Source organism: Arthrobacter sp. 24S4-2 (assembly GCF_005280255.1).
GTDB lineage: Bacteria > Actinomycetota > Actinomycetes > Actinomycetales > Micrococcaceae > Arthrobacter.
Genome location: NZ_CP040018.1, coordinates 4,797,956 through 4,820,513 on the forward strand (window position 1 = coordinate 4,797,956; position 22,558 = coordinate 4,820,513).

Here is a 22,558-nt window from a genome sequence, read left to right on the forward strand (position 1 = left end):
GAGAGAACACCATGAACAACGTCATCCCGAAGCCCTCCGTCCCGGCACCGGACATCGTGCGCTGCGCGTACATGGAGATCGTGGTCACCGACCTCGCCAAGTCCCGCGAGTTCTACGTCGACCTCCTGGGCCTGCACGTCACCGAGGAAGATGAGAACGCGATCTACCTGCGGTCCCTCGAGGAGTTCATCCACCACAACCTGGTGCTCCGCAAGGGACCGATTCCGGCCGTCGCGGCGTTCGCCTACCGGGTCAAGTCCCCTGCCGAAGTTGACGCCGCAGAGGCCTACTACAAAGAACTCGGATGCCGCACCGAACGCCGCAAGGACGGCTTCACCAAGGGCATCGGCGACTCCGTCCGCGTCGAGGATCCGCTGGGCTTCCCGTACGAGTTCTTTTACGACGTGGAGCACGTGGAACGCCTCACCCAGCGCTATGACCTCTACTCCGCCGGAGAACTGGTCCGGCTGGACCACTTCAACCAGGTCACCCCGGACGTTCCCCGCGGCCGCAAGTACCTGGAGGACCTGGGCTTCCGTGTCTCCGAGGACATCAAGGACTCCGACGGCGTCACCTACGCCGCCTGGATGCACCGCAAGCAGACCGTCCACGACACCGCACTGACCGGCGGCAACGGCCCGCGTATGCACCACGTTGCCTTCGCCACGCACGAGAAGCACAACATCATCCAGATCTGCGACAAAATGGGCGCCCTGCGCATCTCCGACCGGATCGAACGCGGCCCCGGCCGGCACGGCGTCTCCAACGCCTTCTACCTCTACATCCTGGACCCGGACGGCCACCGCATCGAGATCTACACCCAGGACTACTACACCGGCGACCCCGACAACCCCACCATCACCTGGGACGTCCACGACAACCAGCGCCGCGACTGGTGGGGCAACCCCGTGGTCCCGTCCTGGTACACCGAGGCCTCCTTGGTCCTGGACCTGGACGGCAACCCGCAGCCCGTCATCCAGCGCACCGACGCCTCCGAAATGGCCGTGACGGTGGGCGCCGACGGCTTCTCCTACACCCGCAAGGACGGTTCCCCCGAGGGTGACCGGACCGGTTTCAAGCTCGGGGCCCAGGTCTGACCATGATGGACGCGAAGACGATCGAAGCCATTGCCGACGAACTGCTCGAGGCCGGCCGGAACCGCAAGCCGGTGCCGCGCCTGACTTCCCGCTACCCGCAGATGACCGTGGAGGACTCCTATGCCGTGCAGCAGTTGTGGCGGCGCCGGAACGAGGAAGCCGGACGCACGCTGGTGGGGCGCAAGATCGGCCTCACGTCCAAGGCCATGCAGGCCGCCACGGGAATCACGGAACCGGACTACGGCGCCATCTTTGATGACATGGTCCTCGAAACCGGCTGCTCGGTGCAGTGGGACCAGTACACCCACCCCCGGGTGGAGGTGGAGCTCGCATTCGTCCTGAAAGACGCGCTCAAAGGCCCGGGCTGCACCATCTTCGACGTCCTGAACGCCACCGACTACGTGGTTCCGGCCCTCGAAATCCTGGACTCCAGGATCGAGATGGAGGGCCGGACCATCGTGGACACCATCGCGGACAATGCCGCGATGGGCGCCATGGTGGTGGGCGGCAATCCCGTCCGCCCGGACGCCGTCGACCTCCGCTGGGTCTCCGCTATCCTCTACAAGAACCAGACAGTCGAGGAAACCGGCGTCGCCGCCGGGGTCCTGGATCATCCCGCCAACGGCGTGCACTGGCTCGCCAACAAGATCGCTGCGCACGGGGACTCCATGAACGCCGGCGACATCATCCTCGCCGGCTCCTTCACCCGCCCGCTCTGGGTCTACAAGGGCGACACCGTGCACGCCGACTACGGACCCCTGGGGAGCATCACATGCCGTTTCGAGTAGACCCTGACCCCACCTTCCGCGACGCCCTGCGCAACCAAACCGGCGCTGCCGGCCGGCCCCTGGCGGGAATGTGGGTGTGCTCCGGCAGCCCGCTGGTGGCCGAACTCTGCGCCGGGGCCGGCCTGGACTGGCTGCTGATCGACGCCGAGCACAGCCCCAACGGGCTCGAATCCATCCTCGCCCAGCTGCAGGCCGTCCACGGCTACCCGGTCCAGGTGCTGGTCCGGCCGCCGGTCAACGACACCGTGGTGATCAAGCAGTACCTGGACCTCGGTGTGCAGAACCTCCTGGTCCCCATGGTGAACTCCGCCGCAGAGGCCGAAGCCGCGGTGGCCGCCACCCGGTACCCGCCGCACGGCGTCCGCGGAGTCGGTTCGGCCCTCGCCCGGGCCTCGCGCTGGAACCGCATCCCGGACTACCTCGCCCGCGCCGGCGACACGGTCAGCCTCACCGTCCAGATCGAATCCGAAGCCGCCGTCGAAGTAGTGGAGAACATCCTGGCAGTGGACGGTGTAGACGCGGTCTTCCTGGGACCCTCCGATCTCGCCGCATCGATGGGGCTGCTGGGTCAGCAGGAACACCCGAAGGTGCGTGCCGCCGTCGGACACTGCCTCGCCGCCGCCCAAGCGGCCGGCAAACCCGCCGGCGTCAACGCCTTCAACAAAGACACCGCCCGCAGCTACCTCGCGGCCGGCGCGTCCTTTGTGCTGGTGGGTGCCGACGTCGCCATCCTGGCCCGAGGTTCCGAGGCACTCGCCGCGGAATACACCACCCGCGCCCCGGTGGTTGAGCCCGGCGAAGCCCCCGCCAGCTACTGACTCCGGCTCACCCGCCGCTGCACCACACACTTTTCCTGAGGAGACCCGCTCATGACCCTTGCCCCCGCACTTTCCCCTGCCGTCTCACCGGAGCGTGAGGCCGCGCTCGTCGCTTCCGTCCCCACCGGCCTTCTGATCGGCGGTCAGTGGGTGGATTCGTCCGACGGCGGTACGTTCGACGTGCACGATCCCGCTACCGGAGAGGTTCTCGCCACGCTGGCGTCTGCAACCAGCCAGGACGCCCTCGCCGCGCTCGACGCAGCCGACAGGGCCCAGGCTTCCTGGGCCCGGACAGCACCCCGTCAACGCGCCGAAATCCTCCGCCGCGCCTTTGACCTCGTGACAGAACGTGCTGAGGACTTCGCGCTGCTGATGACCCTGGAAATGGGCAAGCCCCTGGCCGAAGCCCGCGGCGAAGTCACCTACGGGGCCGAGTTCCTGCGCTGGTTCTCCGAGGAAGCAGTCCGCGATTACGGCCGCTACCTGACCACACCTGAGGGCAAGAACAAGATCCTCGTCCAGCACAAGCCCGTCGGCCCGTGCCTGCTGATCACACCGTGGAACTTCCCGCTGGCCATGGCCACCCGCAAGGTCGCCCCCGCCATTGCCGCCGGCTGCACCATGGTCCTGAAGCCGGCCAAGCTCACCCCGCTGACCGCACAATTCTTCGCCCAGACCATGCTCGACGCCGGCCTGCCCGCCGGAGTCCTGAACGTCGTCGCTTCCTCCAGCGCGTCCGGGATCTCGGGTCCGCTGCTGGCCGATCCGCGGCTGCGCAAGGTCTCCTTCACCGGCTCCACCCCGGTAGGCAAACGCCTCATGGCCGACGCCGCGCAGAACGTGCTGCGCACGTCCATGGAACTCGGCGGCAACGCCCCGTTCATCGTGTTCGAGGACGCCGACCTGGACAAAGCCGTCGAGGGTGCCATGGCAGCCAAGATGCGGAACATGGGCGAGGCCTGCACCGCCGCCAACCGATTCCTGGTCCAGGAATCCGTGGCCGCGGAGTTCACGAAAAGGTTCGCCACCGCCATGGGCGCCCTGACCACCGGCCGCGGCACCGCACCAGCCTCCCAGGTGGGTCCGCTCATCGATGCCGGCGCCCGCGACGACGTGCACGCACTGGTGAGCGCGGCCATCGACGCCGGGGCGACAGCCGTCACCGGCGGGGCGCCGGAAGAGGGTGCCGGGTACTTTTACCCGCCCACCGTGTTGGGGAACGTGCCGAACGATGCGCAGATCCTGCGCCAGGAGATTTTCGGCCCGGTGGCTCCCGTCACCACCTTTGCCACAGAGGAGGACGCCATCCGACTCGCCAACGCCACCGAATACGGCCTGGCGTCCTATGTTTACAGCCGCGACTTCAACCGGCTGCTCCGCGTGGCCGAACAGATCGAGTTCGGCATGGTGGGCTTCAACGCCGGCGTCATCTCCAACGCCGCGGCTCCCTTCGGCGGAGTGAAACAGTCCGGACTCGGACGCGAAGGCGGCTCCGAAGGCATCGCCGAATACACCACCACCCAGTACATCGGCATCGCCGACCCCTACGCTTCCTGACCTCCTGCAGCTCGACAAACCACCACGTGCGGGCACACCGTTGTGCCCGCAGTAAATGAGACACCATGAGCGCCCTACCGCTTCCCCAACGCAATTCGGCCCGGGACCACCGCCGCGTAGCATTCGCCACCATCATCGGGACCACTATCGAGTGGTACGACTTCTTCATCTACGCCAACGCCGCGGGCCTTGTCTTCGCAAAGCTGTTCTTTGAACCGGCCGGCAACGACATCGGCATCCTGATTTCCTTCGCCTCCGTCGGCCTCAGCTTCCTGTTCCGTCCGCTGGGCGCCTTCCTGGCCGGACACTTCGGTGACCGGCTGGGCCGCAAGGCAATGCTGGTTCTCACCCTGATCATGATGGGCGCCGCCACCACCCTGATCGGTGTGTTGCCGACGTATGAGACAGCCGGGATCATCGCGCCCGTGCTGCTGCTCCTGCTCCGGATCCTTCAGGGCGTCTCGGCGGGCGGTGAATGGGGCGGTGCGGTGCTGATGGCCGTCGAGCACGCGCCCCGTGGCAAACGGGGCCTGTTCGGTTCGTTCCCACAGCTCGGCGTTCCCCTGGGCATGCTGCTCGCCTCCGGGATCCTGGCTCTGATGTCCGGCGTGGTCTCGCCGGGTGCCGCCTTCGTGCAGTGGGGCTGGCGCATTCCGTTCCTACTCAGCTTTGTGCTGATTATCGTGGGGTTCATCGTCCGCCGGAGCGTGGAGGAAAGCCCGGTCTTTGAGGAGATCGCACAGACGAAGCAGCAGACCCGCGTGCCGGTGGTCGAGCTGTTCAAGAAGCATTGGCTGCTGGTCATCATCGCCGCACTGGTCTTTGCCGGTAACAATGCTGCGGGCTACATGACCACCGGCGGTTACATCCTCAGCTACGCCACTAATCCCAAGGGCTGGCCATGGACCGCACGGAGGTGCTCCTTGCTGTCACCGCCTCAGGCGCCCTTTGGTTCCTCTTTACGTTGATCGCCGGCTACCTTTCGGACAGCATCGGCCGGAAGAAGACCTACGTTATCGGCTACGTGTGCCTGATCCTCACCGTCTTTCCGCTGTTCTGGCTGGTCAACACGGGCAACATCTGGGCGCTTTTCCTGGGCCTGGCCATTTTCACGGTGGGTCTCGGACTCACGTATGGTCCGCAGTCCGCCCTATACAGTGAGCTCTTTCCAGCGTCCATCAGATTCTCCGGGGTCGCGATCTCCTATGCCCTGGGGGCGATTATCGGCGGCGCCTTCGCCCCAATGATCGCCACCGCCCTGGTGCAGGCCACCGGGACAACCACTTCCGTTTCGCTGTACTTGCTGATTGTCGCCCTGATTTCCCTGGGAGCAGTGCTGGTGATCCGGGAGCGCAAAGGCATCGACTTGGGCATTAGCAACCAGGCTGAGCAGGAAGTGGGCGCCACCGTGTTCGACAAGCGCAGCGCCGCCGCCGCTACGGACATCGCCGCCAAGGTCTGACGCAACGGCCCGATTCCCGGGCCCCCGAACCTAAGAGTGCGGGGGCCCGTTCGCGTCGAGCACTCCGGCCAGGGAGGCCCACTGGCTGGTTGATTTCGACAGGCGCGATCACCGGCGCGTCCCTAAGGATCGCCGTCGGGCTCTGGCTGGCTGGCGGCAGCCCGGCGTATTCTTGAGGCACTGGCACGCTCGATAGCTGGGAACATGGCGCCGAAGAAGCGATTGGGTTTTCGTCTGGCCGCAGCCTTGGGAAGGCTGGTCGGATTTATTGCCGTGAGCGCCATCTGCGGGGTCCTGGCTGCCAGCCTGGTGGCTCCCAGCGTAGCCGCCGCCGGGGTTGCGGTGAGCAACTCGATCACGTTCTTCAACAACCTGCCCGGTGACCTCACAGTCGATTCTCCGTCGCAATCAACCAAGATGCTGACCGCCGACGGTCAGACCATCGCCACGTTCTACGCGGAAAACCGGGTGCGGGTCAGCCTCGACCAGATATCGCCTTTTATGAAGGACGCGATCGTCGCGATCGAGGACAGCCGCTTCTATGAACATGGCGGCATCGACCCGCAGGGCATCCTCCGGGCGCTGTCGTACAACGCCACCCAGGGCGGCCGTCAGGGTGCATCCACGCTGACCCAGCAGTACGTCACCAACGTCATCAATGAGTCGTTTCTTTCCGCGGATCAAAGCGAGCAGGTCATCCTCAGCGGCCAGAAGAGCGTTGGCGACAAGCTCCGGGAGATGAAGCTCGCCGTCGAGCTGGAGAAGAAATACACCAAGGACCAGATCCTCGAAGGTTACCTGAACATCGTGTTCTTCAACCGGGACGCCTACGGCATCGAGGCCGCCGCGCGGCACTTCTTCAGCACCTCGGCCAAGGACCTCACGTTGCCGCAGGCAGCGCTGCTGGCCGGGCTGGTGAACAGCCCCACTTTCTACGACCCCGCCGTGCACCCGGAGAACTCGCTGCAACGCCGCAACCAGGTCCTGGGCAGCTTGCTGGAACAGGGGAAAATCACCCAGGCCGAACACGACGCCGCCGTGGCCACCGGTGTCGAGCTGAAGATCACCCCAGGCAGGCAGGGCTGCGCCGCCGCGGCCATCGCACCGTACTTCTGTGACTACGTATCCCATCTGATCCTCAACAACCCGGCCTACGGCGTGGACCCCAAGGACCGGGAGAGGCTGCTGTACCGCGGCGGCCTGACCATCATCACCACGCTCGACAGCAGGCTGCAGGCCGCCGCGCAGGCCCAGGTGGACGCAACCGCCGGAGCGAATCCGGACAAATGGGGCGCCGCCCTGGTCACTATCCAGCCCGGGTCCGGCAGGATCCTGGCCATGGCGCAGAACACTGTGTTCCTCCCGGCGGAAGGGAAATTCGACACCCAGCTGAACTTCAACGTCGACTCCAAGGACGCCAACGGCAACGACCTCAACGGGGCAGGCGGGTTCCAGCCCGGCTCCACCATGAAGCCGTTCACCTTCGCGGAATGGCTGAACGAGGGCAAACCGCTGAACGCGACGATCGACGCCTCCCGGCGGACCTATTCGCTCAACTTCCCGTGGCGTTCCAGCTGCGGAAAGGTGCTGGGCGCCTACAGCACGGCCGAGAAGAACGCCGGGCTGGGGCAGCGGACGATCTCCAGAACAATGACCCCGGCTACTACCGGCCCATGCCCGTCAACTACGGCCTGTACAACTCCATCAACACAGCAACCTTCGCCGAAGCCGCGCAGCTGGACTTCTGCGGCATCCAGAAAATGGTGGATGCGGTGGGCCTCCACAGCGGCCTGGACGGTGCCCAGGTGAACATGCACCAGCTCGGCAACCTGCTGGGCGCCATCGGCGTGGCCCCCTGCACCTGGCCAACGCCTTTGCCACGTTCGCCAATGACGGCCGCTACTGCACCCCGATCGCCATCGCGGACGTGACAGACACGGCAGCACGTCACCTCCCGTCCGAGTCCTCCCAGTGCCGCAACGCCGTCAAACCCGACGTGGCCCGCGGCGTCAACGCGGTGCTCCAGGACGTGCTGAAGATGGGATCCGGCGTTTACATCAACCCGAAGGTCCAGAGCAAGGTGCCGGTGGCGGCCAAGACGGGAACGTCCAACAACAACGGAGCCACCTGGGTGGTGGGCTACACGTCCGGCCTGGTGACCGCCTCCTTCTTTGGAGACACATTGGAGGGCCAAAACCGGGCCGGCCAGAACATCACCATCAACGGCAACTTCTACAAATCCATCGACGGCTACATGCTGGCCGGCCCGCAGTGGGCCAACTACATGCTGCAGGTGGCCGGGCTCTACCCGGCGGCCGCCTTTCCGCCCCCGCCGCCGGGCATGAGCAACCCGCCGGCACCGACGCCGGGTCCGTCCCGGTAGACCGCTTTCCGGTGCGTTGGCGGACGACGGCGGGACCACCCGCCGTCGTCCTCTCCCGTGCCGCCCTGGCTCGGTGAGCTGCCGGTCATCTTGCTGAAACGTGCCCGTTTCGCCCCTCACCTATCGGGTCAGCAAGGGGTTATACCCGCAAATTCCGTGCCATTGCAGGGAACCGGCACCGCAATGCCCCGGATTCGCATGCCACCGAAGAGCCCCCGTTAACATTCCCGAAACAAGCCAGTCACGTGATCTTCACGCTAGCGCCGTTCCTGTAACTTGCCTGCAACTTAGCGCCCCATTGTCGGAAACACGGAACGTGAAACATTGACCCGGGGCGTGACCCGAATCAATCGAGGTCCCGTACAGAAGACTTGATGAGAAGGGACACGCAGGTGGAAATCACTGCGGAACACGTCTGGGTGCTTGTGGCAACGGCCCTGGTGCTGATCATGACGCCCGGCCTCGGCCTCTTTTACGGCGGCATGACCCGCGCCAAAGCAGCGCTCAACATGATCATGATGAGCTTCATCTCCGCGGGCATCGTCGGCGTCATCTGGGTCCTGTGGGGCTACTCCATGACCAGTGGTGAAGGCGTGCTGGGCATCTTCGGCAACCCGTTCGCCAGCTTCGGACTGACGAACCTCATCGGTTCCCCGGACCTCATCAAGGCGGCCTACGCGGGAACGTTCGCCATGGTCACGGTTGCCCTCATCAGCGGCGCCATCGCGGACCGTGCCAAGTTCAGCTCCTGGGTGCTCTTCGTGCCCATCTGGATCACACTGGTGTACTGCCCGCTCGCCTACATGGTCTGGGGCGGAGGGCTGCTCGGCGCCAACGGAGCCATCACCTCGGTGTTCGGGCAGGTCATCGACTTCGCCGGCGGCACCGTGGTGGAGATCAGCTCCGGTGTGGCCGCCCTGGTCCTGGCGGTCATCGTGGGCAAGCGCCAGGGCTTTGGCAAGGACCCCAACCACCGGCCCCACAACATCCCGTTCATCATGCTCGGTGCCGCCATCCTCTGGTTCGGCTGGTTCGGCTTCAACGGCGGTGCAGCCACCACGGCCGAGCAGGCCGGCCTGATTTGGATCAACACCCTGGTGGCCCCCGGGGCGGCGATGCTGAGCTGGCTGGTCACCGAAAAGATCCGCCACGGCCATCCCACGTCGCTGGGTGCCGCGTCCGGCGTGGTTGCCGGCCTGGTGGCCATCACGCCGTCCTGCGCCAACGTCAGCCCGGTGGCCGCCATCGGCCTGGGCTTCGTGGCGGGTGCGCTCTGCGCGATCTTCGTGGACCTGAAGTACCGGTTCGGTCTCGACGACTCCCTCGACGTTGTGGGCGTCCACCTTGGCGGCGGCCTCATCGGCACGCTGGCCCTTGGGTTCATTGCGCTGCCGGTGGACGGCCAGGGCGGCGGACTCTTCTACGGCGGCGGCCTCCAGCAGCTGGTGGCGCAGACGGTGGCCGTGCTGGTAACCGTCCTGCTCTCCGGACTGGTGACCATCGTGGTTGGCCTGGCCATCCACAAGACGCTCGGGTTCCGCGTCAGCGAGCAAGCCGAATCCGCGGGCGTGGACCTGTCCGAGCACGCCGAGACGGCCTATGCATTCGGTGAGCTGTCCGGCAGCCGGTTCAACCCGTTCCACCATTATGTGGCCGCCCCGGCAACTGTGCAGGGCGAGGAGCAGGACAAGCCGCAAGACAGTAAAGTACGGCGGGAGAGCGCTGCGGAACGGGAGAAGGAAGATAGCTTCGCGTAGCGTCGGGCCGGTGTCTAGCCGGTATCGCTGCCGCGGGGTTAAGGGGCCGGCGGCGGTTTGGGAAGGCCCCCGGGCTAGCCGGGAGTCGTGCCGTCGGCCCTACCTTCATCTTAGGAAACAGGACGCCGCCGCGACAGGGGCCGTAAGGCCCTGGCTGCAGGCTGCAGGTGATTAGGTCACACGATTGGGTCTTTTTGATCCGGCCGATCGGGCTTACCGTGGACCCAGGGAGCAGCCCGGCCGGGCCGCCGAACCACGGAGGATCTTCCTATGACAACGCACGTCGCAGACTGCAGTGTTTCCAACTGTTCCTTCAACGACCATTCGAACTGCAACGCCGCCGCCATCACGGTGGGCGGGGCCCAGGACCACGCATCCTGCGCTACCTTCATCGACACCGGCATGCATGGCGGCCTGCCCAAGGTCCTGGCCGACGTCGGAGCGTGCCAGCGCTCGGAATGCGTCCACAACGACCACCTGATGTGCAAGGCACCCGAAGTCCATGTGGGCCCGGGCGCCGACAACGCGGACTGCCTCACGTACGCGCACGCGTAGCCCACAACGACCGGAAATCAGGACGACGGCGGGAAATCGCGCCGTCGTCCTCTTGCATTTTCAGCCGGTTACCTGTTTTCAGCCGGTTACCCGCAGTCCCGGCTAGCCGTCGCCGTTGCGGGCCGAGGCGTCCGGTTCGGGCGACTCCGGCACAGGCGTCTCCAGCCAGCTGACCACGCTGCTTCCGCCATGCGCCCGGCTGAGGGTCTCTTGGAGGGCGTCTGCTTCCTGCGCTGCGAGGTCCAGCTCGGATACCGCCGTCATCACTCCGCGGGCGCTTTCGTTGTGCGGCCGGGGGTAGTGCGTGCCCGCAACCGCTGCCCGGTGCCACTCGGCCAGCTCCCGGATTGTCTGCGCGATGAAGCCCTGTGTTTCCAGCAGGCTGCCGAGGACCGCATGGCTGTCCGATGGCGCCTCCAGGTTCCTGGTGGCGCGGGCCAGGTAGCGGGCCGCCTCCTGCATCTGCTGTGCCGCGCGGCGCGGTCCGTTCGTGTCCGACAACGTGGTGCTCCTTCGCCTTGGCCGTCTTCCGATGGGACCTATTGTCCTCCTCGCAGGCCGCCCGGGGCGGCAGGAATGGTTCTTGACAGTCCCGTGCCTTCGGGAGCTAGATGAGCAGTAGTAAGGGCCCACAGGATTAGAGCAGGAACGGCAACAGAGGAGCGGGCATGAGCGAGAAACCGCAGGCGTCGGAGCGTGTCCACAGCGAGGCTCCGGCTGAGGGCGACGAGACCGCCGATCCACGGGATATCCGCGTGCATTCGCAGGAACCGGCCGAAGGCGCCGACGTCACAGGCGCCGACGTCACAGGTGCCGACGTACCTGACGAACCGGGCGACGGCGGCTGAACAGGCCGCCTGGGAAGGCGCCGAAAGGGTCCGTAAATCAGGCATTTCCGCAACCGCGCCGGGCGCGTACGCTCGGTTTGTGGACATTGTCGAATTCCTGACCGAGCGCATCCGGGAGGACGAGGCCGCGGCCCGCAAGATCCTCAGCGACCGGACTGTGTCCGAGTCCGGAAAATGGTACGAACACCGCCTGCTGCTGGAGTGCGAGGCGAAGAAGAGGGTCATCCGCATCGTCGAGTCGGCCCGGCAGACGGCCCTGGCGACCATGGTCAGCGACCCCTTTGAGGAGGAGTCCCGCTGGATCCCTGAGGCCATCGAATGGACCACCCGTTCATTGAAGGCCCTGGCCCTGCCGTATGCCGACCACCCGGACTTCGAGCAGGACTGGCTGTAGGCCTGCGCGGCTAGCCCGCGGGCCGCAGCGAGGTGATCATCCGCTTGATGTCGCGGTACTCGGCGGTCTCCGTGTAGATCTTGGCTTTCTCGAGATACGGCAGGGAGGCGTCCCCGGGCGTTTCATTGTTCGCCGGATTGTAGAACGCGCCGAACATGGCGGCATTGGGCGGCCATGTGAAGAAGTGGAAGATGGCGCACGCCGAGTCTCCCGACGGCGGAGGGCCGGAGGTGATGCCGTAGGCCGCAGCGGGTGTGTCTGCGGGTCCGGGATCCGCGGAGGTTCCCCGGGTCTCGAACGTAAACCGCGGTGTTGCCCCCTTCCAGGTCAGCGCCGTCAGTTCGTGCGTGTCCAGCACTGAGTACGGGTAACGATCCACGCACGTGGAGCCCGTGGCCATGTTGGTCCGGAGCGTCGCCAAAGGCTTCCCGGCCGGGTTGGTGATCTCGGCGAACGCGCCGCCGCCCTCAGCCAGCTCGCCCGCCGGATCCTTGACGCTCCAAGCCGCTGGAAGGTCGAAAACCAGCTGGCCGTCCGCCGTCGTGTAGCTGGTCCAGGCAGCCGACTCCGGGGAATTTCCGGACGCGCCCGGCCCCTTGGATCCGCCCGGGGCGGTTGGCGTTGGCGCGGTCGTGGAGCCCGGCGCCGCCGTTGAAGTCGCGGAGGCGGGCAGGTCGCTTGCATTTTGGGACGCCGGCCCCGCCGGCCCCGCCTGCTGGCCGCAGCCGGTGAGCAGGCAGGCAATGATGACGGCGGGAGCCGTAATGCGGGACGATGCTGGCAAGCGCATGCCATCCTCCTTTGGCCACGGGCTGGTCCATCCATTGTGGCGCTCTACCCGGCATTCGGAACCCTGCCGGCCTCATTGCCGCCGAACTGTAGCCGGTCATGACGAATTGTTGCCGCCCTGAAATATCCCCAGCCGGGATGGTGTTGGCCCGGACATGACAACAATAGGAATCATCGGTGCAGGACACATTGGAAGCCAGATTGCCCGCAAGGCGGTGGAGCTCGGCTATGACGTGGTCATCAGCAATTCTCGCGGGCCGGAAACATTGACGGGGCTGGTGGCGGAACTGGGGCCGCGGGCCCGGGCCGCAACACCGGCGGAGGCGGCAGCGGCCGGCGATTTCGCCGTCGTGACCGTGCCGCTGAAGAGCATCGGGGACCTTCCGGTGCAGCCGCTGGAGGGCAAGATCGTGATTGACACGAACAACTACTACTGGGAGCGGGACGGCCGTTTCCCGGAGCTCGACAGCGGCGAAGCCACCACGTCCGGGCTGCTGCAGAAGCACCTTCCAACGTCCAAGGTGGCCAAGGGCTTCAACCACATCATGGCGAGGGACATCACCACCGACGGTACGCCAGCCGGCACGGCGAACCGCCGCGCGCTCGCGACGGCCAGCGACTACGCCGAAGCGGCTGAACTCGTGGCGAAGCTCTACGACGAGTTCGGCTTCGACACGGTCAACGTCGGCCCGCTGTCCGAAAGCTGGCGCGTGGAACGGGACCGTCCGGCCTACGTCGTGCGCCAGAATGCGGCGGAACTCACCGAGAACGTGGCCCGGGCTCCCCGCACCGTCTGAGCCTTATCCGGCTCCGCCCTTGACGGGCCCCTCCCAGATGCGCCGCCACCAGGGCCGCTTCAACTCAGGCTCCGGTGGCGGCCCGGCCGTGGCTGCCGCAGCAGCGCGTCGTTCGCGCCAGCGCGCCACTTCCGCCTCAGCGACGCGGGTCTTGGTGATAACCGGCGGCCCGCCCTGCAGCTGGCGGCGGGCATCGATCACGCGCTTGTTGAAGTCCTCCAGGATGTCGCGGACCTCCTTCTCGGAGTACTGGGCGTCGAGCCTGGAGTCGAGTTCGGCGTCCTCGGTGCGGAGGAGGATGGCTTTCGGACCCATGCCCGTGAGGTTCTCGCGCTGGATCAGGCCCTTAACCCACCAGTCAGGATCGTAGCCCTCCCCCAGCCCGGGGATCGGCTTGCCGGCGTACTTCAGGTTGTCGAACTTCCCCTGCGCCATGGCGTCCCGGATCAGGTATTCGGCCCTCTTGGCGTCGTCCACCCCCCGGCGCTTTTCCCGATCTTTCTCCTCGGCTGCCGTGAGCTCGGCTTCCTCCCGGGCAGACATGCCCGTAGCCCGGACGGCGCGCAGTTCGGCGGCACGCTCCACCCGGCGCTTGAACGCGCCTCCCGGTTCCCCGCTGGGCATATCCACACCGTCCCTGGGCCGATCCTCAACAATCCGGCTTCCAGTATTCAGAGGCGTCCGGCGAGTTTCAAGACCGGCGTGATCCCCAGTCGATGGCATTCTTGAGCGCTCCGGGGATGGAGCGGTTGTATTCGGGCGACACGAACAGGATGCCGTCCGAACCTTGAATGGCCTCCTTCAGCGCGCGGCCGGCCGGTGGAAAATCGGCGTCGTAGTCGTAGCTGTAAAGCGGCAGGTCTTTGATGGGGATTTCGGTGAACTCGAGGTCATCGGGAGCCAGTTTGATCAAGGCGTTGGCGAGCGTGCGGTTGATTGAGCCGCGGGCGAGGCTCCCGACGAAGTAGCCGATCTTGAACGTTGCCATGCGACAGATCCCTTCTCTGGGCCGGTCTGGGCCGGCCGGCCGACTGATGGGCTGTGCCCGACGCAGGCGCGGCCCATCAGCCAGTCCAGCACAGAACGCGGGTGGCGGCCAGAGGTGTGCAGCAGTATTGACGTCCCCGGCCCTTATGAAGCGAATCAGCCGATCGGCTCGGCCATCCGCTCCACGACGTACTGGGCATCCACCGAGGAGCCGGTGACGGGATCCGTCATTTCGACCTTCCAGCTGCGGGCGAACTGGTCCACGCCGTGCGTCATGGCCACAGTGCCCGAGATAAGGACAGTGCCGGGCTGGTTAAGGCCGCGCTCGGTGAGGACATCAAGCCAGTAGTCCGGGCTCAGCAGTGCTGCCAGTGAGCTGTCCTGGATGAGCGTGTCCGGAGTGTCACCCTCCCCCACCCATCCCCTCAGCGTGATCTGGTCCAGGCGGTCCCGCACGTCATCGAGCCGCCAGGCCTTCCGGCCCAGAACGTCAGGGCTCGCGTTCTTGCTCCAGGCCACGCCGTGGACCTCGAGTTCCCGGTCGGTGTGGTCGCACGCGACGGTAAGCAGCACGCCGTCGTCGGTGATGACCAGCGCCCACTCAGCCTCCCCGGAGGTCCGGCCATGCTGCACGCGGACTTCGGAAACCTGCTGCGCCAGGTAGGGCGACACGGGATAGAGCGCCGGGGTGGTGGCGGGACCCGGAACACCCAGCTCAGCCAGTTCGGCGATGTGGGCCTGCACTTCGGCCTGTTCACGCCCTGCATAGCCTGCGTTCAGGAGGTGCTTGACCTGCACGTCCCGGGTGCTGCCGTCGGGGAGTTCGAAGCTCAGAGTAGTCATGTTCCATCCATCCTTTGCGTGTCCTGCTGGAGAAATTTACAAACCGGAAACCGGAAACGGTCGCCAATGTACATCCAGTATGCGTAATGTATACATTTAACGCCAGCGTGACAGGCGTCACCCGTAAAGATCTCGTGGAGGACAACACCATGGCCAACGTCCCAGTTCCGGCTTCCGGCGCAGCGCCGCGTCCGGACAAGCCGATTCACCCCAAGGGCCTGTACAAGGCCTTCGCCGCCAGCCTCACCGGCACCGCCCTCGAGTGGTATGACTTCGCCGTCTACTCGGCCGCGGCCGCCGTCGTTTTTCCCATTGTCTTCTTCCCGTCGTCCGATCCCCTGACCGGGACCATCCTGGCCTTTTCCACCTACGCGGTGGGGTACGTATCCCGTCCGGTGGGCGGCATCATCTTCGGCCGGCTCGGTGACCGAATCGGCCGCAAGAAGGTCCTGGTCACAACGCTGATGATCATCGGCGTGGCCACCGTGCTGATCGGCGTGCTGCCGGGCTACGGCAGCATCGGCATCGCCGCCCCGATCATTTTGGTGCTGCTGCGCTTCGCCCAGGGCGTGGGCGTGGGCGGCGAGTGGGGCGGCGCCGTGCTGCTCTCCAGCGAATACGGCGATCCCCACCGCCGCGGCTTCTGGGCATCGGCAGCCCAGGTGGGCCCGCCCGCAGGCAACCTCATGGCGAACGGCGCCCTGGCCGTCCTCACCCTGGTGCTGACCGAAGAGCAGTTCATCAGCTTCGGCTGGCGCATCGCGTTCCTGGTCTCGGCCCTGCTGGTCGGTTTCGGGCTCTGGATCCGCCTGAAACTGGAGGACACCCCCATCTTCAAGGCCATCGAGGCACATGGAGAACAGCCCAGCGCGCCCGTCCGCGAGGTCTTCAACAAGGAACTCCGCCCGCTCATCGCCGCCATTCTGTGCCGTGTGGGCCCGGATGTCCTCTATGCGCTGTTCACCGTCTTTACCCTTACGTACGGCATCCAGGTCCTCGGCTACGAACGCAACGAGGTGCTCACCGCCGTGCTGATCGGCTCCGCGTTCCAGCTGTTCATGATCCCGCTGGCCGGCGCTGTGTCCGACCGCTTCAACCGCCGCTTGGTCTACGGGGCCGGCGCCGTGGTTGGTGCCGTGTGGACGTTTGTCTTCTTCGGCATCCTCGGCGGGGACAACCCGCCGATGCTCATCGCCGGCATTGTGCTGGGCCTCATGGCCCACTCGTTCATGTACGGCCCGCAGGCCGCCTTCATTGTGGAGCAGTTCTCCCCGCGGCTGCGCTCCACGGGCAGCTCACTGGCCTACACTTTCGCCGGCGTGATCGGCGGCGCCATCGCCCCGCTGATGTTCACGCTCCTGCTGTCGCAGTTCGGCACCTGGATTCCGGTGGCCATCTACGTGGCCGTGGCCGCCGCCGTCACCGCAGTGGGCCTTGCCCTCGGCCGGAACTCCAACACCGTGGAGGACGAGGACTACCGCCTGCTGCTGGAAGGATCCGCGGCAGCGCGCCAGCAGACGGCCATCGGCGTAGCCAACTGACGAATCAAACTAACGGAATCCTACAGAACAGGCCGATGCTCAGGTGCGGAGCAGGATATCCCGGGTGACGGCCAGATGATGGTCAATGGCTTCCTGGGCCTTCGCGGCATCGCCGGACACCAGGGCATCGAGTATGGCCTGGTGTTCGGCGCATACCTGCTCCCGCCGTCCGCCGGTACGGAAAAGGGCGGAGACGCCCACCAGGATCTGCCGGACGTGGAGTTTGCTGTAGGTCCGGGAGATGAGTTCGTTGCCCGCGGCGTCGATCAGCTGCTGGTGGAAGAGGGTGTCCAGCCGGATGAACTCCTGCGCAGCCTCCGCGTCCAGCTGCCGGGGCAGCTGGGCCTGCCGGTCCAAGGTGTCCTGCATGGTCTGCGCGGGCACCCGGCTCTGTTCGATAACCAGGCGGGCGGCATGGCTTTCCAGTACGCCGCGCAGTTCCATCAGCTCCGACATTTCGCGGCCCGTCACCGGCGGAACATAGGCCCCGCGCTGCGGAATCAGTTCCACCAGGCCGTCGGAGACGAGCAGCAGGAGGGCTTCCCGGACCGGAGTCCGCGAGACGCCGATTTCGGCGGCCAGCTCCTGCTCATTCAGGAACTTCCCCTGCATCTCCGGGTCGATCAGGACATTTTCCCGCAGGTACGCGTACGCCTTCTCGCGGCCGGACGCCGCTGTCCCCGAACTTTTTCGCATACATTATGTATACAACAGACCGGAGTAATTTCATGCGTTTAGCAGTGGCCCAAATCATCACCGGAGCCGACCTGGCCGCCAACCTGGAGCTGATTCGAGACTACGCCACGCGGGCCAAAGCTGCCGGAGCCGAGCTGGTGGTGTTCCCGGAAGCGGCGATGCGCGCCTTCGGCAACAGCCTGGCCGACATCGCGGAGCCGCTGGACGGACCATGGGCTGCCGCCGTCCGCAGCATTGCCCACGAGCTGGACATCGCCATCGTGGCGGGGATGTTCACCCCGGGCGACGGCGGCCGCGTCCGGAACACCCTGCTGGTCACCCATCCGGGCATCGACACCTCCTACGACAAGATCCACCTCTTTGATGCCTTCGGTTTCGCCGAGTCCGATTCGGTGGACGCCGGCACGTCACCCGTGACCTTCGAGCTAAACGGCACGGTAATCGGCCTCGCCACCTGTTACGACGTGCGCTTCCCGGCGCTCTTCACGGCCAATGCCCGGGCCGGGGCCCAGGTCAACATCGTCTGCGCCTCGTGGGGGGCCGGCGAAGGAAAGGCGGAGCAGTGGGACCTGCTGATCCGGGCGCGCGCCGTGGACAGCACCACGTTCGTGGTGGCCTGCGGCCAGGGCGATCCCGCGAGCATCGGCCTGCCGTCCGCCGGCGCCGCCCCCACCGGGATCGGCCACAGTGCGGTAATCTCCCCGCTCGGCTCCCCGCTGGTTACGTTGGGCACCGAGCCCGAGCTGGCCGTGGTGGACATCGACACGGCCGTCATCACCAACGTCCGCGGAAAACTGCCGGTGCTCGCGAACGCGCGGACCTTCTAGGGGCGCACGCGGTTAAAGGAGCGGACGACGGCGGGACCTCCCGCCGTCGTCCGCTTTCCTTTTGACTGCGGTCGCCGACACGTTCCAGGGTCTGTCCCGCCTGCAGGGTGGTCTGGTCAGTCGCTGCGCGCATCGCTACCCTGACTGGTAACCGCTCCCCGAGGAAGAAGGACAAAGTGGACGAAGAGGGCATCCTGCACCGCATCCAAAGGCTCGTTGAGGAGGAACGCGAGCTCCGCGAAAAAGCGGAATCCGCCGCGCCCGGGCCCGAGCACGCGCCCGACCGCACACGACTCAAGCGCATTGAGGAGGACCTGGACCAGTGCTGGGATCTGCTGCGCCAGAGGCGGGCCAAGGTGCAATACGGCGAGAATCCGGACGAGGCGGCGCCGCGGCCGGTCAAGCAGGTTGAGGACTACCGCGGCTGACCTCCCTTCCGCGGCGCGGGCATTCTGTGATACCGGTGAGGCCTTCCCGCGCCGTTCTCTGCGCGACATCTTGCCGACACCTTTGACAGGCCGTGTGACAGATGCCATAGTTTTCACATGGACCTGTTGGACAGCTGGACAGCTGCACAAGATCGAGTGGTACGCGTTGGCGCGGCTGAAGCGGTTTTCGCATCCCTCCGCGGTGCCATCGAAGGCGGCCGGATCCCGGTCGGCACCCGCCTGGACTCGGAGGCATCGCTGGCCAAGCAGTACGGCGTCAGCCGCACGATGGTCAGGGAGGCACTGCGTTCCTGCACCGCTTTGGGACTGACTGCCACCCACACCGGCAAGGGCACCTTCGTCATCGCTGACAAGGTCACCCAGGACCTCAAACTAGGCAAATACTCGGCCAGTGCCCTCGTAGAAGCCCGCCCCCATGTAGAGGTGCCGGCCGCGGGCCTCGCCGCCCAACGCCGCAGCAGCGAAGATCTGGAGGCTCTTCGGGAAATCCTTCGGGAAATGTCCCAAGAGGACGATCTTCAGCAGTGGGTGCTTCTGAACACCGAGTTCCACGTGACCATCGCCCGGTGCAGCGGCAACGGCGTGTTCGAATCATTCCTGTCGGACATCTGCGACGCCATGGCCAACCAGTCGAACACGCTCAACCTCGTGGCTGACCGGCGCAAGGAATCGGGTGAGGAGCACGCCCGCATTTTCGCGGCCATCGAGAATGGATCAGCTGAGGACGCGTCCCAGGCCATGCGAATGCACTTGCACGGGGTTGAATGCGCCCTGGGCACCATCGTCCCGGGAAGCGAGAACTCCAGGGCCGGCCATACGCGCTAGATCCTAAGTCCCGAACTTCACGTTTCCCTGACCTACCCCAACCGCCGTAAGCCCCGCGCGGGCACCTTGCCGTGGAACCACTATGCCCACCGCGCTGCTGCAACGTCACTCAGGCCTGCCGCAGACCATATCTTCCCGTCCAAGACTTTCCCGTCCACGCCCGTCACCGAAGCCCTGTGAGGACCCCATGACCACCATTGCCGATACCGCCCCGGCCGCTTTCCGTTCCGAGCACGATCTCCTCGGTGACCGGGACGTCCCGGCCGCCGCGTACTGGGGCGTGCACACGCTCCGCGCCGTGGAGAACTTCCCCATCACCGGCCAGCCGCTGTCCACCAACATGCACCTGGTCCGCGGCCTCGCCGCCGTGAAACTCGCCGCCGCCCGCACCAACCGCGAACTCGGACTCCTGGACCCCGAACGCGCGGACGCCATCGAAGCCGCCTGCACCGACGTGATGAACGGACACCTGGCCGAGCAGTTCGTCGTGGACGTGATCCAGGGCGGTGCGGGGACGTCCTCGAACATGAACGCCAACGAGGTCATCGCCAACCGCGCCCTGGAAATCCTCGGCCACCCCAAAGGCGACTACGCCCGCCTGCACCCCAACGACCACGTCAACCTCTCCCAGTCCACCAACGACGTCTACCCCACCGCGGTGAACCTCGCGACGATCTTCGCCGTTCGGGAACTCCTCGCCGCGCTGGCCGAACTCGAAGAAGCGTGCGCGGCCAAGGCCGTGGAGTTCCGCACCGTCGTCAAAATGGGCCGCACCCAGTTACAGGACGCCGTCCCCATGACCCTGGGCCAGGAATTCGGCACCTACGCCGTCACCATCGGCGAAGACCGGCTCCGGCTCGCCGAAGCGGACCTGCTCATCCACGAAATCAACCTCGGCGCCACCGCCATCGGCACCAGCCTGAACGCCCCGGCCGGCTACGCCGACACCGCCTGCCGGCACCTGGCCGAAATCACCGGCCTGCCCCTGGTCACCGCCATCGACCTCATCGAAGCCACCCAGGACGTCGGCGCGTTCGTGCACCTCTCCGGCGTCCTCAAACGCGTCGCCGTGAAACTCTCCAAAATCTGCAACGACCTGCGCCTGCTCTCCTCCGGCCCCCGCGCCGGTTTCGGCGAGATCAACCTGCCCGCCGTGCAGTCCGGATCCTCCATCATGCCCGGCAAGATCAACCCGGTCATCCCCGAAGTCGTCTCCCAGGTCGCCTACGAAGTGATCGGCAACGACGTGACCATCACCATGGCCGCCGAAGCCGGGCAACTCCAGCTCAACGCCTTCGAACCCATCATCGTCCACAGCCTCCACAAGAGCATCTCCCACCTCGAAGCCGCCTGCCGCACCCTCACGGCACGCTGCATCCGGGGCATCACCGCCAACACCGAACACCTCCGCCTCACCGTGGAACAATCCATCGGCCTGGTCACCGCCCTGAACCCCCACCTGGGCTACACCACCGCGACCGCCATCGCCCAGGAAGCCCTCGCCACCGGCAAGGGCGTCGCTGAACTCGTCCTCGAACACGGCCTCCTCACCGACGAACAACTCCAGGAACTCCTCAGCCCCGAACGCCTGGCCAACCTCAGCAAATAATCCCAACCGCTCCCTAACCCCGCAAGCCCGGCTAGGGAACCCAGCGGTTGCAGCCCCACCCACCGAAGCACCTCCTACCCAGCCCGACCAGGGAGCAGGGGCACACCGCCGTGCCCAAACTCCCCACCGACGACAGAGAAAACGGAACTCGATGACGAGGACCGTGCCGGCACCGGGCCACCAACCCGGCCTCTACCCAAGGAGTGACTATGAAAAACAAATCAACGATGTGGATTCTGGCAGCGCTCGTGTTCGGAATCCTCAGCGGGCTGCTCTTCCACTGGCTGCTGCCGGTGGACACGCGCGGGTCCGTCGTGGCCGTCCTCGACACCGTGACGCACATGTTCCTTAACCTCATCAAAATGATCATTGCCCCGCTGATCTTCGCCACCCTGGTGTCCGGCATCGCCGGAGCGGCCAAATCCGCCGGGGTGGGCAAGCTCTTTGGCCGCTCGATGATCTGGTTCCTGTCCGCCTCCATCCTGGTGGGCGCCTTCGGATTCATCACAGCCCATCTGCTGAACGTCGGTGACGGGCTCAACCTGATGCCGGGAGGTGACGCGGGGATGGAAACGAAGCCCCTCGATTACCAGGCGTTTGTTACCCACATCATCCCCACGAGCGTCTTCGCCGCACTGACGGAAAACAACCCCCTTCAGATCCTCGTATTCGGCGCTCTCTTCGGCATCGCCTTGCTGAACCTCCGGAAGAAGGGCCGCTCCTCCATAGCGGACGCCATCGACGAACTGATGGGCGTCATGCTGAAGGTCACCGGATACGTGATGAAGGCGGCCCCGATGGGCGTTTTCGCCGGCATCGCGGCAGCCTTCACCTCCAAGGGCGTGGACGCTTTCGCAACCTACGCGTCGTTCATCGGCGGCTTCTATGTCTCCCTCTCCGCACTCTGGGCGATCATGATCGCCGTCGCCGTCGCCTTCCTCGGACGGGCGGCCTTCCGGCTGGTCCGGATAGTGCGCGAACCCATGGTCATCGCGTTCGCCACCTCCAGCAGTGAAGCTGCCCTGCCCAAGCTCATTGAAGGCCTGACCAAGTTCGGCATCGAGAAGCGCACCACCGGTTTCGTGCTGCCCTTGGGTTACTCGTTCAACGTGGACGGCTCCATGATGTACATGACCTTCGCGTCGGTCTTCCTCATTAACGCCTACGGCATCGACATGGATCTTGGCCAGCAGATCGCGATGACCGCCATGCTCCTGCTCAGCAGCAAAGGCATGGCCGGCGTGCCGCGAGGTTCACTCGTCGTTGTCGCCGCCGTGGTCCCTGCTTTCGGTATCCCCGCGGCCGGAATCGGTGTCCTGCTGGTGATCGACCAGCTCCTGGACATGGGGCGCACCGCCACCAACATCCTGGGAAATGCCATCGCCACCGCGGTCATCGGCCGGAACCACGACAAGTCCACTTCCGTCCTCGAACCGGCGGCGCTGGAAGCGCCGCATGCCGGCACCTCCGACGATGGCCAGGACACGGGGAGCAGCCGGGAGCCTGAGCTCGTTTCGATGCACTGACCAGCGATTC

Annotated in this window: 20 protein-coding genes and 3 pseudogenes; 17 read left to right on the top strand and 6 right to left on the bottom strand. The window is 65.8% G+C overall.

From position 1 onward, the window contains the following. The first annotated feature begins 11 nt into the window (after window positions 1–11). From hpaD to FCN77_RS22255, 8 genes and pseudogenes are all read left to right on the top strand, one after another. On the top strand, window positions 12–1,097 hold the full coding sequence (gene hpaD, locus FCN77_RS22220) for a 3,4-dihydroxyphenylacetate 2,3-dioxygenase (protein ID WP_137324022.1): 1,086 nt from the start codon (window positions 12–14) through the stop codon (window positions 1,095–1,097). A 2-nt stretch (window positions 1,098–1,099) separates the two neighbouring features. Next, entirely contained in the window at window positions 1,100–1,885 is a 786-nt protein-coding gene (gene hpaH, locus FCN77_RS22225) for a 2-oxo-hept-4-ene-1,7-dioate hydratase (protein WP_137324023.1), read from the top strand. Continuing rightward, window positions 1,870–2,703 (top strand): HpcH/HpaI aldolase/citrate lyase family protein, encoded by an 834-nt coding sequence (locus FCN77_RS22230; protein ID WP_175417355.1) that lies wholly within the window; start codon window positions 1,870–1,872, stop codon window positions 2,701–2,703. The genes hpaH and FCN77_RS22230 overlap by 16 nt, the downstream gene beginning before the upstream one ends. Window positions 2,704–2,754: 51 nt before the next feature. Next, a complete protein-coding gene (locus FCN77_RS22235) occupies window positions 2,755–4,260 on the top strand; it encodes an NAD-dependent succinate-semialdehyde dehydrogenase (protein ID WP_137324024.1) in 1,506 nt (501 codons plus the stop codon). 65 nt (window positions 4,261–4,325) lie between these two features. Beyond that, window positions 4,326–5,722: pseudogene (locus FCN77_RS22240) on the top strand (MFS transporter). 204 nt (window positions 5,723–5,926) lie between these two features. Beyond that, window positions 5,927–8,105 (top strand): annotated as a pseudogene (locus FCN77_RS22245) (transglycosylase domain-containing protein). A gap of 374 nt (window positions 8,106–8,479) precedes the next feature. Then, the gene (locus FCN77_RS22250) at window positions 8,480–9,862 is read left to right on the top strand and encodes an ammonium transporter (RefSeq protein WP_254678694.1); all 1,383 of its coding nucleotides are present in this window, start codon (window positions 8,480–8,482) and stop codon (window positions 9,860–9,862) included. 270 nt (window positions 9,863–10,132) lie between these two features. Next, window positions 10,133–10,417 (top strand): DUF1540 domain-containing protein, encoded by a 285-nt coding sequence (locus tag FCN77_RS22255; protein ID WP_137324025.1) that lies wholly within the window; start codon window positions 10,133–10,135, stop codon window positions 10,415–10,417. 102 nt (window positions 10,418–10,519) lie between these two features. On the opposite strand, the gene FCN77_RS22260 is transcribed toward FCN77_RS22255, so the two are convergent. Next, on the bottom strand, window positions 10,520–10,918 hold the full coding sequence (locus tag FCN77_RS22260; RefSeq protein ID WP_137324026.1) for a hypothetical protein: 399 nt from the start codon (window positions 10,916–10,918) through the stop codon (window positions 10,520–10,522). Between the two features lie 167 nt (window positions 10,919–11,085). On the opposite strand from FCN77_RS22260, the gene FCN77_RS22265 reads away from it, so the two are divergent. Both FCN77_RS22265 and FCN77_RS22270 read left to right on the top strand, forming a co-directional pair. After that, window positions 11,086–11,265 (top strand): hypothetical protein, encoded by a 180-nt coding sequence (locus FCN77_RS22265; protein ID WP_137324027.1) that lies wholly within the window; start codon window positions 11,086–11,088, stop codon window positions 11,263–11,265. 79 nt (window positions 11,266–11,344) lie between these two features. Beyond that, complete coding sequence (locus FCN77_RS22270) at window positions 11,345–11,659, top strand: DUF6221 family protein (RefSeq protein ID WP_137324028.1); 315 nt, start codon at window positions 11,345–11,347, stop codon at window positions 11,657–11,659. Between the two features lie 10 nt (window positions 11,660–11,669). Here FCN77_RS22270 and FCN77_RS22275 read toward each other — a convergent pair whose 3' ends face one another. Continuing rightward, the gene (locus tag FCN77_RS22275) at window positions 11,670–12,449 is read right to left on the bottom strand and encodes a hypothetical protein (protein WP_137324029.1); all 780 of its coding nucleotides are present in this window, start codon (window positions 12,447–12,449) and stop codon (window positions 11,670–11,672) included. A 154-nt stretch (window positions 12,450–12,603) separates the two neighbouring features. Between FCN77_RS22275 and FCN77_RS22280 the strand changes: the two genes are divergently transcribed. Then, the gene (locus FCN77_RS22280; RefSeq protein ID WP_137324030.1) at window positions 12,604–13,245 is read left to right on the top strand and encodes an NADPH-dependent F420 reductase; all 642 of its coding nucleotides are present in this window, start codon (window positions 12,604–12,606) and stop codon (window positions 13,243–13,245) included. A gap of 3 nt (window positions 13,246–13,248) precedes the next feature. Here FCN77_RS22280 and FCN77_RS22285 read toward each other — a convergent pair whose 3' ends face one another. The 3 genes and pseudogenes from FCN77_RS22285 to FCN77_RS22295 all read right to left on the bottom strand — a co-directional run bounded on the left by FCN77_RS22285 (window position 13,249) and on the right by FCN77_RS22295 (window position 15,075). Further along, complete coding sequence (locus FCN77_RS22285; RefSeq protein WP_137324031.1) at window positions 13,249–13,869, bottom strand: DUF1992 domain-containing protein; 621 nt, start codon at window positions 13,867–13,869, stop codon at window positions 13,249–13,251. A gap of 76 nt (window positions 13,870–13,945) precedes the next feature. Then, window positions 13,946–14,233 (bottom strand): annotated as a pseudogene (locus FCN77_RS22290) (NADPH-dependent FMN reductase); the annotation flags it as partial. A gap of 155 nt (window positions 14,234–14,388) precedes the next feature. Beyond that, window positions 14,389–15,075: a DUF2848 domain-containing protein gene (locus FCN77_RS22295; RefSeq protein WP_137324032.1), complete on the bottom strand. Its 687-nt coding sequence runs from the start codon at window positions 15,073–15,075 to the stop codon at window positions 14,389–14,391. Window positions 15,076–15,224: 149 nt separating this feature from the next. Here FCN77_RS22295 and FCN77_RS22300 point away from each other — a divergent pair, with 149 nt between their 5' ends. After that, window positions 15,225–16,616, top strand: a complete 1,392-nt coding sequence (locus FCN77_RS22300) for an MFS transporter (protein ID WP_137324916.1) — start codon at window positions 15,225–15,227, stop codon at window positions 16,614–16,616. Between the two features lie 39 nt (window positions 16,617–16,655). Here FCN77_RS22300 and FCN77_RS22305 read toward each other — a convergent pair whose 3' ends face one another. Next, window positions 16,656–17,312, bottom strand: coding sequence for a GntR family transcriptional regulator (locus FCN77_RS22305; RefSeq protein ID WP_137324033.1), 657 nt, complete (start codon window positions 17,310–17,312; stop codon window positions 16,656–16,658). 32 nt (window positions 17,313–17,344) lie between these two features. Between FCN77_RS22305 and FCN77_RS22310 the strand changes: the two genes are divergently transcribed. The 5 genes from FCN77_RS22310 (at window position 17,345) to FCN77_RS22330 (ending at window position 22,548) form a co-directional block, all read left to right on the top strand. Beyond that, window positions 17,345–18,139 (top strand): carbon-nitrogen hydrolase family protein, encoded by a 795-nt coding sequence (locus FCN77_RS22310; RefSeq protein ID WP_137324034.1) that lies wholly within the window; start codon window positions 17,345–17,347, stop codon window positions 18,137–18,139. A gap of 176 nt (window positions 18,140–18,315) precedes the next feature. Further along, window positions 18,316–18,567 carry a DUF2630 family protein gene (locus FCN77_RS22315; protein WP_137324035.1) on the top strand — a complete coding sequence of 84 codons (252 nt, stop codon included), beginning with the start codon at window positions 18,316–18,318 and terminating at the stop codon, window positions 18,565–18,567. A gap of 117 nt (window positions 18,568–18,684) precedes the next feature. Next, the gene (locus FCN77_RS22320) at window positions 18,685–19,413 is read left to right on the top strand and encodes a FadR/GntR family transcriptional regulator (protein WP_137324036.1); all 729 of its coding nucleotides are present in this window, start codon (window positions 18,685–18,687) and stop codon (window positions 19,411–19,413) included. A gap of 187 nt (window positions 19,414–19,600) precedes the next feature. After that, window positions 19,601–21,022: an aspartate ammonia-lyase gene (locus FCN77_RS22325; protein ID WP_137324037.1), complete on the top strand. Its 1,422-nt coding sequence runs from the start codon at window positions 19,601–19,603 to the stop codon at window positions 21,020–21,022. 209 nt (window positions 21,023–21,231) lie between these two features. Further along, a complete protein-coding gene (locus FCN77_RS22330; protein ID WP_137324038.1) occupies window positions 21,232–22,548 on the top strand; it encodes a dicarboxylate/amino acid:cation symporter in 1,317 nt (438 codons plus the stop codon). Window positions 22,549–22,558 lie beyond the last annotated feature (10 nt).

What these genes read in the sequence shown, in the direction of transcription:
- hpaD (WP_137324022.1), top strand. Translation starts at nt 12, where the DNA reads ATGAACAACGTCATCCCGAAGCCCTCCGTCCCGGCACCGGACATCGTG.
- hpaH (WP_137324023.1), top strand. Translation starts at nt 1,100, where the DNA reads ATGATGGACGCGAAGACGATCGAAGCCATTGCCGACGAACTGCTCGAG.
- FCN77_RS22230 (WP_175417355.1), top strand. Translation starts at nt 1,870, where the DNA reads ATGCCGTTTCGAGTAGACCCTGACCCCACCTTCCGCGACGCCCTGCGC.
- FCN77_RS22235 (WP_137324024.1), top strand. Translation starts at nt 2,755, where the DNA reads ATGACCCTTGCCCCCGCACTTTCCCCTGCCGTCTCACCGGAGCGTGAG.
- FCN77_RS22250 (WP_254678694.1), top strand. Translation starts at nt 8,480, where the DNA reads ATGAGAAGGGACACGCAGGTGGAAATCACTGCGGAACACGTCTGGGTG.
- FCN77_RS22255 (WP_137324025.1), top strand. Translation starts at nt 10,133, where the DNA reads ATGACAACGCACGTCGCAGACTGCAGTGTTTCCAACTGTTCCTTCAAC.
- FCN77_RS22265 (WP_137324027.1), top strand. Translation starts at nt 11,086, where the DNA reads ATGAGCGAGAAACCGCAGGCGTCGGAGCGTGTCCACAGCGAGGCTCCG.
- FCN77_RS22275 (WP_137324029.1), bottom strand. Translation starts at nt 12,449, where the DNA reads ATGCGCTTGCCAGCATCGTCCCGCATTACGGCTCCCGCCGTCATCATT.
- FCN77_RS22280 (WP_137324030.1), top strand. Translation starts at nt 12,604, where the DNA reads ATGACAACAATAGGAATCATCGGTGCAGGACACATTGGAAGCCAGATT.
- FCN77_RS22285 (WP_137324031.1), bottom strand. Translation starts at nt 13,869, where the DNA reads ATGCCCAGCGGGGAACCGGGAGGCGCGTTCAAGCGCCGGGTGGAGCGT.
- FCN77_RS22295 (WP_137324032.1), bottom strand. Translation starts at nt 15,075, where the DNA reads ATGACTACTCTGAGCTTCGAACTCCCCGACGGCAGCACCCGGGACGTG.
- FCN77_RS22300 (WP_137324916.1), top strand. Translation starts at nt 15,225, where the DNA reads ATGGCCAACGTCCCAGTTCCGGCTTCCGGCGCAGCGCCGCGTCCGGAC.
- FCN77_RS22305 (WP_137324033.1), bottom strand. Translation starts at nt 17,312, where the DNA reads ATGCGAAAAAGTTCGGGGACAGCGGCGTCCGGCCGCGAGAAGGCGTAC.
- FCN77_RS22310 (WP_137324034.1), top strand. Translation starts at nt 17,345, where the DNA reads ATGCGTTTAGCAGTGGCCCAAATCATCACCGGAGCCGACCTGGCCGCC.
- FCN77_RS22320 (WP_137324036.1), top strand. Translation starts at nt 18,685, where the DNA reads ATGGACCTGTTGGACAGCTGGACAGCTGCACAAGATCGAGTGGTACGC.
- FCN77_RS22325 (WP_137324037.1), top strand. Translation starts at nt 19,601, where the DNA reads ATGACCACCATTGCCGATACCGCCCCGGCCGCTTTCCGTTCCGAGCAC.
- FCN77_RS22330 (WP_137324038.1), top strand. Translation starts at nt 21,232, where the DNA reads ATGAAAAACAAATCAACGATGTGGATTCTGGCAGCGCTCGTGTTCGGA.